Source organism: Flavobacterium sp. (assembly GCF_044373165.1).
Classification (GTDB): Bacteria; Bacteroidota; Bacteroidia; order Flavobacteriales; family Flavobacteriaceae; genus Flavobacterium.
Genome location: NZ_JBILQL010000071.1, coordinates 1 through 12,882, shown reverse-complemented (window position 1 = coordinate 12,882; position 12,882 = coordinate 1). Strand labels below are relative to the sequence as shown.

General features: G+C 35.5%; 13 protein-coding genes, 1 tRNA gene and 1 pseudogene. 4 read left to right on the top strand and 11 right to left on the bottom strand.

Annotated elements, in window-relative coordinates:
- Positions 1 to 347: 347 nt before the first annotated feature.
- On the top strand, positions 348 to 785 hold the full coding sequence (locus tag ACIQ32_RS09325) for a hypothetical protein (protein ID WP_396195418.1): 438 nt from the start codon (positions 348 to 350) through the stop codon (positions 783 to 785).
- Between the two features lie 36 nt (positions 786 to 821).
- Positions 822 to 1,175 carry a hypothetical protein gene (locus tag ACIQ32_RS09320; RefSeq protein ID WP_396195417.1) on the top strand — a complete coding sequence of 118 codons (354 nt, stop codon included), beginning with the start codon at positions 822 to 824 and terminating at the stop codon, positions 1,173 to 1,175.
- A 51-nt stretch (positions 1,176 to 1,226) separates the two neighbouring features.
- Here the strand turns inward: ACIQ32_RS09320 and ACIQ32_RS09315 are convergent, their stop codons facing one another.
- From ACIQ32_RS09315 to ACIQ32_RS09290, 6 genes are all read right to left on the bottom strand, one after another.
- Entirely contained in the window at positions 1,227 to 2,327 is a 1,101-nt protein-coding gene (locus ACIQ32_RS09315; RefSeq protein ID WP_396195415.1) for a DUF4407 domain-containing protein, read from the bottom strand.
- A gap of 120 nt (positions 2,328 to 2,447) precedes the next feature.
- Positions 2,448 to 2,876 carry a hypothetical protein gene (locus ACIQ32_RS09310; RefSeq protein ID WP_396195414.1) on the bottom strand — a complete coding sequence of 143 codons (429 nt, stop codon included), beginning with the start codon at positions 2,874 to 2,876 and terminating at the stop codon, positions 2,448 to 2,450.
- Positions 2,877 to 3,152, bottom strand: a complete 276-nt coding sequence (locus ACIQ32_RS09305) for an energy transducer TonB (protein WP_396195413.1) — start codon at positions 3,150 to 3,152, stop codon at positions 2,877 to 2,879.
- 20 nt (positions 3,153 to 3,172) lie between these two features.
- On the bottom strand, positions 3,173 to 4,906 hold the full coding sequence (locus ACIQ32_RS09300) for a M56 family metallopeptidase (RefSeq protein WP_396195412.1): 1,734 nt from the start codon (positions 4,904 to 4,906) through the stop codon (positions 3,173 to 3,175).
- Entirely contained in the window at positions 4,903 to 5,274 is a 372-nt protein-coding gene (locus tag ACIQ32_RS09295; RefSeq protein WP_396195411.1) for a BlaI/MecI/CopY family transcriptional regulator, read from the bottom strand. The genes ACIQ32_RS09300 and ACIQ32_RS09295 overlap by 4 nt, the downstream gene beginning before the upstream one ends.
- Positions 5,275 to 5,563: 289 nt before the next feature.
- A complete protein-coding gene (locus ACIQ32_RS09290; protein ID WP_396195410.1) occupies positions 5,564 to 6,952 on the bottom strand; it encodes a dipeptidase in 1,389 nt (462 codons plus the stop codon).
- A 110-nt stretch (positions 6,953 to 7,062) separates the two neighbouring features.
- On the opposite strand from ACIQ32_RS09290, the gene ACIQ32_RS09285 reads away from it, so the two are divergent.
- Both ACIQ32_RS09285 and ACIQ32_RS09280 read left to right on the top strand, forming a co-directional pair.
- A tRNA-Leu gene (locus ACIQ32_RS09285) sits at positions 7,063 to 7,144 on the top strand.
- A 156-nt stretch (positions 7,145 to 7,300) separates the two neighbouring features.
- Positions 7,301 to 8,065 (top strand): hypothetical protein, encoded by a 765-nt coding sequence (locus tag ACIQ32_RS09280; RefSeq protein ID WP_396195409.1) that lies wholly within the window; start codon positions 7,301 to 7,303, stop codon positions 8,063 to 8,065.
- 31 nt (positions 8,066 to 8,096) lie between these two features.
- Here ACIQ32_RS09280 and ACIQ32_RS09275 read toward each other — a convergent pair whose 3' ends face one another.
- The 5 genes and pseudogenes from ACIQ32_RS09275 to ACIQ32_RS09255 all read right to left on the bottom strand — a co-directional run.
- Entirely contained in the window at positions 8,097 to 9,863 is a 1,767-nt protein-coding gene (locus tag ACIQ32_RS09275) for a DUF885 domain-containing protein (protein ID WP_396195408.1), read from the bottom strand.
- Positions 9,864 to 9,930: 67 nt separating this feature from the next.
- A complete protein-coding gene (locus ACIQ32_RS09270) occupies positions 9,931 to 10,293 on the bottom strand; it encodes a nuclear transport factor 2 family protein (RefSeq protein WP_396195407.1) in 363 nt (120 codons plus the stop codon).
- A gap of 59 nt (positions 10,294 to 10,352) precedes the next feature.
- A complete protein-coding gene (locus tag ACIQ32_RS09265; protein WP_396195419.1) occupies positions 10,353 to 11,252 on the bottom strand; it encodes a pseudouridine synthase in 900 nt (299 codons plus the stop codon).
- Between the two features lie 237 nt (positions 11,253 to 11,489).
- Positions 11,490 to 12,416: a geranylgeranylglycerol-phosphate geranylgeranyltransferase gene (locus ACIQ32_RS09260; RefSeq protein WP_396195406.1), complete on the bottom strand. Its 927-nt coding sequence runs from the start codon at positions 12,414 to 12,416 to the stop codon at positions 11,490 to 11,492.
- 10 nt (positions 12,417 to 12,426) lie between these two features.
- Positions 12,427 to 12,882: pseudogene (locus ACIQ32_RS09255) on the bottom strand (mevalonate kinase); the annotation flags it as partial.

Sequence of the window (12,882 nt, the reverse complement as noted above, 5' to 3'; positions counted from 1 at the left end):
CAAAATATTTCGTCTTTAAAAAATACAGTTTCATCGCTAGATATTAAGGTTTCATCGAAAAAAAAACAACGGCTATAGCGTTAATGATATTTTCGTTCGCATTCAATATACAGATGAGAAAGAATTTTATTAAGTCATACATGCTGTTGTTTTTCTTGTTTAATTGTTTTTTTTTCATTTGCTGATGAAGAGGTAATTGATGAGTTTTATGCAGAAGAGCAACCGGTTGCTGCTACTATTGATAGTTATCAATATGTATTTATGGGTTGTCTTATCATTGCAGCCTACTTTTTTTATAAAAGGGAAAGTTTAAAAGTATGATTTTTTAATATTTTAAAGTTAAGATTATGATTGACCCAAATCTATCAAATTCAAAACTTTTTAATCCACAAGGTTTTATTTTTCAAGACCAGTTTTTCTTGACCAGAGAATATGGATTAAAGTGTATTTATTTAAATGAAATAAAAACTATTAAGTTGATTACTAAAAGAAGTTTAAAAATTAATTTTTGGACCGTAATGATTTCTCTAATGTTGCTTTATACTTCTTTTAATTATTTCGATTCTAGTTTATGGAGTAAACTTATTTCTATAGTAGTCATTATACCATTGTTGATTTTTGCAGCTTTATATAAAAAGCACTTTCATACACTTATAGTGATAACTAAAAACAACCAATTAATTCTAACCAAAGTAAATACTAGTGCTATAAAACAAACAGAGATTGTTGTCTCAGAAGTAAAAGATAGAATTTCCAGTGAAAGCTTCTCTATGGCGGCATCTTAGACTGTTTTTTAATAATTAACTAAACATTTATTTGTTATGAAAAAAAAATTCTTTGTTTATGATATTTCTAAAGGCTTCTCCTCTTTTATAAAACATTATTATGCGGAGAAAATGGAAATTCATATTTGTACCAAAAAGAAAAATTTGACCAATTATAAAATGTCATCCTATGACTTGTGCTTTTTTTCAGTCAATGATATTGAAGATTTTATGTTCTTGAGAAATACCGATTTTGAAAATGATTTTTTCTTTATCAATGCACCCAACAAAATAATCAATGAAAAGATTAGTAATATGAATTATAATAATGCAGTTTTGTTTGAGTTTGATTCCAACAAGAAAGTTATTTTGGATAAGATCAATTTTAGTTTAAAATTGTTAAACACTTAACAGTAATTATCTTTTTCCCACTATGATGGGTTAAGTAGATAAATAGTATTTTTACATCGACTTCTTCTGTTTCTCTACAAAACCATCGGCTTGTAGTTTGAGTAATTCGATAGCCCCTTTTTTCTTGTAGTTATAAAGTTCTTTGTCTTCGCGTATGTCGGCGTAGACTTTATCATAAATCTCTGCATCAGTTTTCTTTTGCAGTTCGCTTTGGTAACGGTTTTGAGCCATTAAGCTTTTTATTCCCATTTCTTGGTCTTCTTGTTTCAAGTCGTATTCACCTTTTGGCGATAATAATTTGGCAAAAATAGGAGAGGTTTCAATGGCTAAAAACAAAAGCATTATAAAAAAGGGAGGCAACCATGGTAACTTGCTTAAGGCGTTGATTCGCGCCATTAAACCATCGAAACTGTCAATGATGGGTTGGCTTTCAGAAACCTTTTTGTCTAAATCAGCTTGAAGCATTTTACTTCTGCTTTCTTTTTCAGCTATGATTTTTGCACTTGAAATTTTTAGAGAATCAAGTTGTTTAATCGCTACATAATGAGCCGCTCGTTTTTCTTTGTAAATTGGTCCTTTTCCCATTTTTTTGGTTCCTGCCGAACCTTCAGCCTCAGTGATGTAAGAGTTGTATAAAGAGGAAACTTCTTTTTCTTTTTGGGTTATGGCTGATTTCAAACTGTCTATTTCCGCCTTGTTTTGATCAACATCGCTTTTGAAATAGTTAGCAACCTGATTTTTATTAGCAATGGCCATTTCGTTTTTCTCTTTCAATAAAACGGTATTGATTTCTTTTTCAAAAATTTTAATTTCCAAAGGTTTTGAAATCACTATAGCGATGATAATAGCCAATACAATTCTCGGTGAAGCCTGAATGAATTCATCTAAAAAACTATCTCTTTTCTTGATTGTAGAAACAATGAATCGGTCTAAATTGAAAATTAAAAATCCCCAAATCAGCCCGAAGAAAATGGCTGTATATACATTATCAAAAACAGTGTAAAGTGCATAACTTGCCGCTATGAAAGCCATTATTGCAGTAAAAAACACGGTCGCACCTATACCGGCATATTTGTTTTGTTCGCCATTGGAACAAGAGTTCACGATGTTGGTATCAACACCCGAACAAAGGAGGAAAAAACGTTTTAACATGATGATTGATTTAAGTCCGAAACGTGTCCGGATGATTTTGATGATGATGATTATACAAATATAACGCCAAAACTTTTAGTTTATTATAAGGCGTTGATTTTTAATAAAAAACCCGCTAATTTATAGCGGGTTCGGTTTTATTTCTTCTTCAGAAATCAGTACGCCTTTGTCATATTTTCTAATGCCGATGATTTTGCCTTTTTCATCAAAAAAAGTCCATTCACCGATGATGTACCAATGCGTTCCGTCTTGTTCTTCCACCATCATTGATTGACCGGTTGCAGTGATTTTGCCTTTGTGATCAAAAGTTTTGATGTGACAAATGCCGTTGGAATATTTCTCTTTTTTAACCAATTTACGGTTTTCGAAATACCGCCAAGTTTTAATTTCAACACTCTTTTTATATCTTCCTTTTGATTTGTAAAGTACGCCGTTGACGGTGTCTTTATACACCCATTTGCCTTCACGGTGGTGGTTGAGGGTTTGATTGATTTTACAACTGCTAACCAATAAAAGAAGTGAAAACAAGGTTAGAATCTTAAAATTCATTTACTCAGATTTTATCGAAATCGGGAGACTATACATCGTTCTGACCGGTTTCCCGTTTATTTTTCCCGGTTTCCATTTTGGGGATTCTTTCAAAACTCTTACCGCTTCTTCACCCGTTCCATAACCCATGTCTCTTAGTATTTTTATGTTGGATAAACTGCCGTCTTTTTCAACGATGAAACTGGCAAAAACTCTTCCTTTTAGTTTGTTTTTGGTTACTTCTTCCGGGATTTTATAGTTGGCACCAATATATTTGTAGAAGGCTTCTAAACCCAATTCGAACTCCGGTTTTTCGTTTAGATCGGATAAATTGTGAACATCAGTTTCTTGTTTTTTTGTTGGAACTTCCTCAATAGCGTTGCTTTTGGGGTCTTTTTTATGCCATAAATATCAATGCTATTCCCGGTGGGATCAAAATATTTAATTTCTCCTTTTTCATTCGTTACATAGAAACAAGTTTGGTTGTTTATTTTGATATAGCCATCTTTGAATTTAGTCTTTCCGGTGGCATCAAATGACCCTTTTTCGTTGAAGTATTTTTCGCCAACTTTTTCATAGACTTCGCCTTTGATGGTTACTTTTTCTAATGGTTTTTTCTTGATCGTGTCATTATTTGTAGGAATGATATTTGTAGTTACTGTTGATTTAGTGGTTTTTGTATTACCTTCTTTCCAAATTACAATTTCTTCACCCGGATATTTGTTTTTTTGTTCTCCCATTCCTTCTTTTTCAAAATAAGGAAGTGTATAAAACCAATATTGAAATGGTTGCGGATGTTTTTTTGTTCTGGCATTCTTTAGAATTACACTTCCCGAAAAATGAGCAAAATCTTTAGGATTATACTTGTTCAATTCATTATTTGAGACGTTTTTTCCGTCAATCCAAATGGCATATTTTTTTGAGTTTTTGAACTCATTTAATTCGTTTTTAGTTGGTGATTTTTTTTCTAATGGTTTAGGAACGAATAAAAACAGTATGATATCGTTCTTTTCTTTTTCTGTAAGTTCTTGGTATTTTTTGTCAAAAATTAACTTTCCAAATTTGTAACCGTTTTTAGTTTTAATTCGGCTTTCATAATATTTGACGCGAACATCTTTATAATATACTTCTTCGTAATTTTTCTTGTTTTTTGCTGATGTTGAAATTGTATTGGAAAATACTTTTTCCTGCGCCACAACTTCAACACAGAAAAAGTAAATCAAACCGGCTAGAACTGGCGCAATGGCTATTTTTTTCAAAAAGGCGATGCTTCTCGAAGTGTTTTTGGTCATCATAATCAATCGTTTTTTGGTTACTAAATAATTCAAATTACTGGCCAAGTAAATCGTTGGGTTGGTGTTTCCTTTTTGCAATAGCAAACTTTGATAAAACGGAACATTGTTATAAGATTCCACTACTTTTTCATCGGCAAGGAATTCGTGGTTGAGTTGGATGGCTTTTTTATAGAAATAAAACATTGGATTAAACCAAAAAACGGTTTTCAAAAACTCAACAAACAAGATGTCTAAAGTGTGTTTTTGGGTTACGTGAACCAGTTCGTGTGTGTACAATTCGTCTTCTATTTTTCTTTGGTTGTAATCATCAAAATTGATGAAAATTGAATTCAAAAAGGTATGTGGAAGCGTTTCTTCTTCCACTAAAACCAGCTTGGCGTTTTTGTATTTCACTATTGGATTTGAGGTTGATTTTGAAATCAATTTCCAAATATTTTTTCCGAAACGAATGCTTAAAAAGAGTGTGGTCACTCCGTATAAACTCCATACAATTATTGGCGTGTAATCAATAGTTTCAATGACCGGAATGGTTTCATTCGACATTGGAATCGGCATGTAAGTTGGTTCTATTATTGCTGCAACCGGAATTTCTTTTATGATTTCAAAAGTGATAAACGGAATAACCAGCGAAATTACAATCGAAAACAACAAGTAAAATCGATTGAATTGGTGTATTTTTTCTCTTTCTAATACCAAATGATAAAAGCTGAGAAAGATGACCAGACTGAGGGTTGATTGGATTAGGAAGTCGATCATTTTTTCTTTTTTTGAAGTTCAACATCGATGATTTTCTTTAAATCTTCCAGTTCTTTTTCAGACAAATTAGTCGAAGTTGTAAAGAAGGAAGCGAATTGCGAAGCCGAATCGTTAAAAAAGTTTTTAATCAATCCGTTGACGTGCTTGGAGAAATAATCCGATTTTTTGACTAACGGATAATATTGTCGTGAGTTTCCAAACTCGTTGTAAGAGACAAAATTTTTGTCAATCATTCTTTTCAAAAGTGTGGCCACCGTTGTTGTTGCCGGTTTTGGCTCCGGAAAGGCTTCTAACAAATCTTTCATGAAAGCTTTTTCTAGTTTCCACAAGTGTTCCATCAATTGTTCTTCTGAATTGGTCAACTGCATTGTTCTACGTTTTTAGTATTAACTCTACAAATGTAGAATAATAATTCAATTCTACAACTGTAGAGTTAAAATTTAATTTTTAGGTCTAATTTATAGCGATTTGCGTTAAGGATTGAAATGGAAATCCTTTTTCTTGAAGAGAAAAAGATTGAAATGGAAATCCTGGCCTTGTTGCCTTTGGCGATTTCTTTTAAAGTAAAATGTTGTGCAACAAGGTAACGCCCTAAAACTAAAAATCCGTTCCATCAATGAAGAAGAACGGATTAATAATTTGTGAATTTGCGGTTAACTATTTAGAAAGTTCTACAAAATATTTATAAAATAAAGGAATAGTCTCAATACCTTTCAAGTAATTAAACACACCGAAATGCTCGTTAGGCGAGTGAATGGCATCGCTGTCTAAACCAAATCCCATAAGTATAGTTTTTGATTTCAACTCTTTTTCAAACAAAGCTACAATTGGAATACTTCCTCCTGAACGCACCGGAATGGCTTGAACGCCGAAGGTTTCAGAGTACGCTTTATTCGCTGCTTTGTAACCAATGCTGTCGATTGGTGTTACATAACCTTGTCCGCCGTGATGTGGTGTCACTTTGACTTTTACTGCTTTTGGCGCTATACTCTCGAAGTGATTTTTAAACAATTCAGTTATTTCTTCCCAATCTTGGTTCGGAACCAAACGCATTGAGATTTTAGCGTAAGCTTTACTGGCTATAACTGTTTTTGCGCCTTCGCCTGTGTAGCCGCCCCAAATGCCGTTGACGTCTAAAGTGGGACGAATCGAGTTTCTTTCGTTAGTGGTGTATGCGGTTTCTCCGTAAACATCTTCAATGTCTAAGGCTTTTTTATAAGCTTCTTCACTATAGGGACGCTTGGCCATTTCTGCTCTTTCAGCAGCCGATAATTCTTCTACTTTGTCGTAAAAACCCGGAATGGTAATGTGGTTGTTTTCGTCGTGCATTGAAGCAATCATTTTGGTCAACACATTAATCGGGTTGGCTACAGCACCGCCATATAATCCTGAATGTAAATCGCGATTTGGTCCGGTTACTTCCACTTCTACATAACTCAAACCTCGCAATCCTGTAGTAATACTTGGTTGTTGGTTGGATATCATTCCGGTATCGGAAATCAAAATCACATCGCAACTTAGTTTTTCTTGGTTTCTTTCAACGAACCAGCCTAAACTTTTAGAACCTACTTCTTCTTCACCTTCAATCATAAATTTCACGTTACAAGGAAGTGAATTACTCTGAATCATGTATTCGAAAGCCTTAACGTGCATGTACATTTGTCCTTTGTCGTCGCAAGCACCACGAGCAAAAATGGCGCCTTCCGGATGGATTTCGGTAGTTTTGATTACCGGTTCAAACGGAGGCGAGGTCCATAATTCCATTGGATCCGGCGGTTGCACATCGTAATGGCCGTAAACCAAAACCGTAGGTAAGCTTTTATCAATGATATGTTCCCCGAAAACTATAGGATAACCGGGTGTTTCACAGATTTCGACAAAGTTGCAACCGGCTTTTTCCAGGCTGGCTTTTACGGCTTCTGCAGTGTTGATTACATCTTGGGCATAAGCACTGTCGGCGCTTACTGAAGGAATTTTTAAAAGTTCAATCAGTTCTTCAATAAAACGTTCTTTGTTTTGCTGAACGTAGTTTTTAATATTGTCCATTTTTAGTATTAAATTGTAGTATTCAAATTTACTAAAAAAGACGTTTAAAAAAATTCGTAATTCATAATTCGTAATTAATAATTATATTTATATTTGCAATCTCAATTTTAGCGGGTATGGCGAAATTGGTAGACGTGCCAGACTTAGGATCTGGTGCCGCAAGGCGTGTAGGTTCGAGTCCTATTACCCGCACAGAAAAAGCTCTAACTTTTGTTAGGGCTTTTTTTTTTAGGTTAGTTTTTTGGTTAATAATATGTTTACAGTTTGTTGTTTATGGAACTGTTACATTTTGAAAATTGGATTATTTTTACAACGTCAATGGTAATTTGATGTAAATCTTTTATTCAAATGAAAGGAAAAAAGCTTATGATAACTGTGGTTTTGGCAATTATTGGTTTTGTTTTACTGGCATTATCAGGCTATTTATGGTACCGAAACAATGCCAATTCCATGTCGGCTGAAAAACAAAAACAATTGGAAGAAGCCATCAAGCAAATTGAGGTTTTGAATGCAGAAATAGTAGAGAAGGATAAGATTGTGGATGAAGCAGAGCAAAAATTAAAAAGCCACAAATTTGATGCCTTTACTTTGGCTCCCGGACAAAATATACCCATAGTTGAAATTATAGACAATGATTTAAGCGAAGGCGCTACTGTTGATGAAGGCAACAAAAAAGTGCACAAGCTCATGTACCATCATCAAATTCGTTTTTCCTTGGTCAATGCCGGAAAGAGTGCTATGAAAGACGTGATTTTTTCTATTAAAGACGATTATAATAAAGGGAAAGAGAAGAAGAAAAAATCCAAAGCCGACGCCAGCATTAATTATTTAGGCAAGAAAATAGACGATAATGAAATGGGCGAGTATGAGAATTTTGAAATCCCGACACTCAATTTAAAATCTAAAAAATTACTTTATACCAGTAATCTCCCAAGCAGTTTTGGTGTAGGCGATTATGAGTACCATTTGGTGGTAGAATGGAATCAAGGATTTTACCAAATGTTTATCAAGATAGAAGAAATAGAAGGAAAGCTAAAATACACTTACGAGTTTTTTGATGTCAATGGTAAAACTATTGATTTTAATAATCTTGAAAAAAGCATCAGCAATTAAAAAAGCCGCTCATTTGAGCGGCTTTTTTAATTTATTTTCCTGTGGTAATCCAACGGTTTATTTTTTGCTCCAAAAGCGCTAAAGACATTGCACCCGACTCTAGAACTTTTTGGTGAAAGACTTTAATATCGAAGTTTTTACCCATTTTTTTCTCAGCAATCTGACGCAATTCTAATATTTTTAACTGACCAATTTTATAAGATAAAGCTTGTCCCGGAATGGCCATATAACGCTCAATCTCGGCTATGATACTGGCTTCACTTTCCGCTTCGTTGTCTAATGAATATTGAATGGCTTGCTCACGTGTCCAACCTTTGCTGTGTATTCCTGTGTCTACTACCAAACGGATGGCTCGGTGCATTTCGTTGCCCAACATGCCAAAATACTGGTACGGATCTTTGTACAAGCCCAATTCTTTCCCTAAACTTTCAGTGTACAAAGCCCAACCTTCACCATAAGCACCAAACCAATTGAACTTTCTGAAATCCGGTAGTTGTTGGTTTTCTTGTTGTAACGAAATTTGGAAATGATGTCCCGGAATCGCTTCGTGTAAAAACAAATCTTCATCGCCGTAATAATTGTATTGGGTTACATCGGGAATCGGAACATAAAAAGTGCCCGGTCTGGAACCATCTGCAGCTCCTTGAGAGTATTCGGCACTAGCTGTTTTTTCACGGAATGCTTCGGTTCGTTTTACTTGGAATGCCGTTTTAGGTTGCAAAGCGAAAAATTTGTTCACATTAGGTTTGATGATGTCGTGGATGCGCTCAAAGTTGGCTATCACTTCCTCCGGTTTTTTAAATGGCATTAGTTCTGGCTTGTTTCGAACATGGTCAAAAAACGCAATGATAGTACCATTGAAGCCGACTTGTGTTTTTACTTTTTCCATTTCGGCTTTGATGCGCGCCACTTCTTTTAGTCCAAGTTCATGAATTTCTTCAGGAGTTTTGGTGGTGGTTGTCCATTGCTTAACATATACTTTATACAATTCATTTCCGCCATCAATACTGCCAATACCACTCGTGGTTCGGCAAGCCGGAATGTATTCTGACTTCATAAAAGCAATGAATTTTTCAAATTTCGGATTGAGTTTGGTGTTGATTAATTCAGCATAAGCTTTAGAAAATTTATCTTTTTGCATCTGACTGAAATCAGTCGGGAATTTTTTACAACTCGAGTAGAATAAATGGTCTTCTACTTTAGGCGTAATTAAATCTTGAAACTGCGGGACAATTTTTTCGGCCAACACTTTAGGGATTACCACTTTTTCTTGGAGGCCTTTTTTCATATACACCATCGCTGAGTCGAGCCAAACGGTATAGGCATCCATTCTTTTTAAGAAATTCTGATAATCTTTTTCGGTTTTAAAAGGTTGCGCACTTTCAGCACTGGCGTATTGCCCCATGGTTAAATGCGTTCCCCAAAATTGGTGAATAGGCATTAAATTGGCCTTTTGTTGGAGCAATTCTTTGCCAATTGAAATTTCCCAAACCATGATATCATAACTGTTTTTCTCTTCCTCGGAAAGTGAAGTAGTGTCTACGTTGGTAAGTTGGGTTTCGTATTTTGCATAAAAATCGGCTTGTTTTTTTCGATGTGATTCGGTCATTTCGAAAACCAATTGGTCGTTGAACTGACTTTGCCCGTTTTGTGTGGCATCTAAAGGATTCAACGCATTTTTATCTTCAAAATAGGTTTTGGATATGGTTTTGATGTCACCATTTTTTTCTTCTGATTTACAAGACGTAAAGAATACAGTTAATAAAATGGCGGTTGAAAAATAGTATATGTTTCTCATGATTAATGGTTTAGTGGTAGTAAAACTATTAGTTTTTGTTCAAACGGATTGTTAATAGTATGATAAATTATCCGTGATAAACACGGGAGGCAATGATACGATTTTCTTTGATTTCTAAGACTTCGGCGACCAACATTTCGGGTTCATGATCTACTTTTCGGATGTACTCCATAAAAACCCTGTCTGTATTAGCTGTTAGTGAAGTTACTTTATAATGTAAACTTGGCAACCTGTCAAAGGCATCTCGCCACCATGCGCTTAAAGCATTTTTTCCGGTAACTAAACCATTGGTTTCAGGATGTCTGATTTTGAGTTTCGGACTAAAGTGCGCCGCTTCATCATCGTAAAGCGATAATAATTTTTCGAGGTTATGGGCATTGAATGCTTCAAACCAAAGATGAGCTATAGAGAGGTTTTTTTCTGCTGACATAATTCATAAATAAAAAATCCCAACTAAATGGGATTTTGTTAGGGTAAAGATATACGATTTTAAACGTTTTTCAAATTGATAATTTCCTGTTCGGTTAGGAAACGCCAATTGCCTCGCGGTAAATTCTTTTTGGTTAAACCGGCAAAAGATACTCGGTCGATTTTTAAAACATCATATTTGAAATTTTCAAAAATAGCACGGACTACTTTTACGTTAGGAGTGCGGAGTTTTAATCCGATTTCTGTTTTGGGTTCACCATCGATATAGGAGATTTCGTCCACGAATAGTTTGTGTCCGTCTAAGGTTACACCACCGGCAATTTTTTCTAAGTCTTCAAATTTTAAGTTGCGGTCTAAGCTTACCTGATAAATTTTGGTTGACTTTTGATTGGGCAAACTGAATTTGCGAATCATATCGGTGTCATTGGTAAAAACTAATAAACCGGTAGTGTTTTTATCCATTCTTCCAATCGGTTGGATTTTGGCTTTAGTAGCTGCGCGAACCAATTCGAGTACGTTGCGGTGATCAGCATCGTCTTCGTTGGAAGTGGTAAAGTTTTTAGGCTTGTTGAGTAAAATGTATTCTTTGCGTTCCGGCGTGATTAGTGTTCCGTCGAAGTTTACCACATCGCCGGGTTTGACTTTATATCCCATTTCGGTAATGACTTCACCATTCACTTTTACGTTTCCGGATTGGATGTAAATATCGGCATCGCGACGCGAGCAAATACCCGAGTTGGCGATGTATTTGTTCAAACGAATGTCGTCTGACTTTAACGGTTTCGGAATATTGTTTACCGGCTTAGCGGTTTTTTTGGTACCGGTTGCCTCAGTTGTTGGCTTGGCTTTTTTCGGGCCTTGTGCTCTTTTAGGCATTGGTGGCTTAGGCTTGTTAGAGCTTGGTCGAGTACTGTTAGGACGCGAGCCACCTCTTTTATTATTGCCTTCCTTCTTATTCATAATGCTGTAATTTACTTCCTTCTGTTTGGCCATTTTGGCACAGAATTTCGGCAAAGATACGCATTTCAATGGCTTATACCGCCGATTGTAATGCCGTAGTTTGAATTTAGCCCAGACTGGAACAAACTATCCTTTTTTATTTTAGAAAGATAACCTGATAATGCCTAAAGTAGTGAATAAAAAAGATAGTGTGGAAGGCTGGAAAATGGTTTAGCAATAAGCCCAAGCCTTTCGCTCCTAACGAACAATAGTTTCAACTATTTTTTTGCCGTGAATTAACACTGACGGATCGATGAGCACTATGCAAAATACTCCCGACACTACTAGGAATTTTAAAATGTTGTGCAGTTTTAAATAATCGGGTTTGGCGTTGGATTTCCATAGTTTTTGGAGGAAAAACATCAGGATGATTAAGCTGATATAGAAATAAAGATCCATGTAGCCCACTTCAAAAATTTCGATCAAATAGTAAATCGGAATTAGGGTAGAAGCGGTAAGCGCAGTGATGATTTTTTTGGCAAAATTTTCGCCGTACAACACCGGTATGGTTTTGTAATCATTGGCTACATCGCCTTTGATGTTTTCTAAATCTTTGATCATTTCGCGGATAAGAATAAGCAAAAACAAAAATGTGGCGTGTGCGAATATTTCGGGATACAAATTTTTGTAATAAAGTAAAATGGCAAAAAAGGGCAATACAGCTAAAAACGCTGCTGTAAGATTACCGACAATCGTGATTTTTTTGAGCTTGTGCGAGTAAAACCAAATCAAAAAAATGTAAGTGGAAAAAAACAGTACTGCTCTGAACGATACAAAAAAAGCCAACAAGAAAACCACAAAATTTACCGTAAAATAAACTTGTAGTTTGGTTTTTTGGCTCACCAATCGGTCGAGTTGGGATTTGTTGGGACGATTGATTAAGTCTTTTTTGCTGTCGTAAAAATTGTTGATGATGTATCCCGAGGCAATCGTTAAACCCGTAACCAGTACTATAATAAAAAGATTAAAATCGAGTATCACTTCAAGCGCTCTTTTCTCGGGAGCTAAGATAAATATAGCCGAGAGGTATTGTGCTAACGCGATAATAGGAATGTTGTAACCGCGAACCACAGAAAACATGCTGATGATTTTCAGCAAAGTGTGTTTGGTTTTTCGGCTGAGCATTTTGGGAGAATTAAAATTGGTAAACGACTTCCAATTTATAATCCTTTAGAGATTGTTTTGCTTTTTCTAAATCTTCGGTAAAGCCCAAGATATAACCGCCACCGCCGGAACCGCAAAGTTTTAAGTAGTAATCGTTGGTGTCAATTCCTTTTTGCCATACGCCGTGAAATGCTTCCGGGATCATAGGTTTAAAGTTGTTTAAGACAACCTTAGACAATTGTTTGGTGTTAGCGAATAACGATTTCATGTCGCCACCCAAAAAGTTTTCCACACAAGCATCGGTGTATTTGATGAATTGGGATTTGAGCATTTTACGAAAGCCTTCTTCTTTAAGTTTTTCCATAAAGATATTCACCATTGGAGCGGTTTCGCCTACTATTCCGGAGTCAAGTAAAAACACAGCGCCTTTTCCGGTTGCGCTTTGCGACGGAATGCCGGTGGCTTCAATATTGTCTTTGGAATTGAT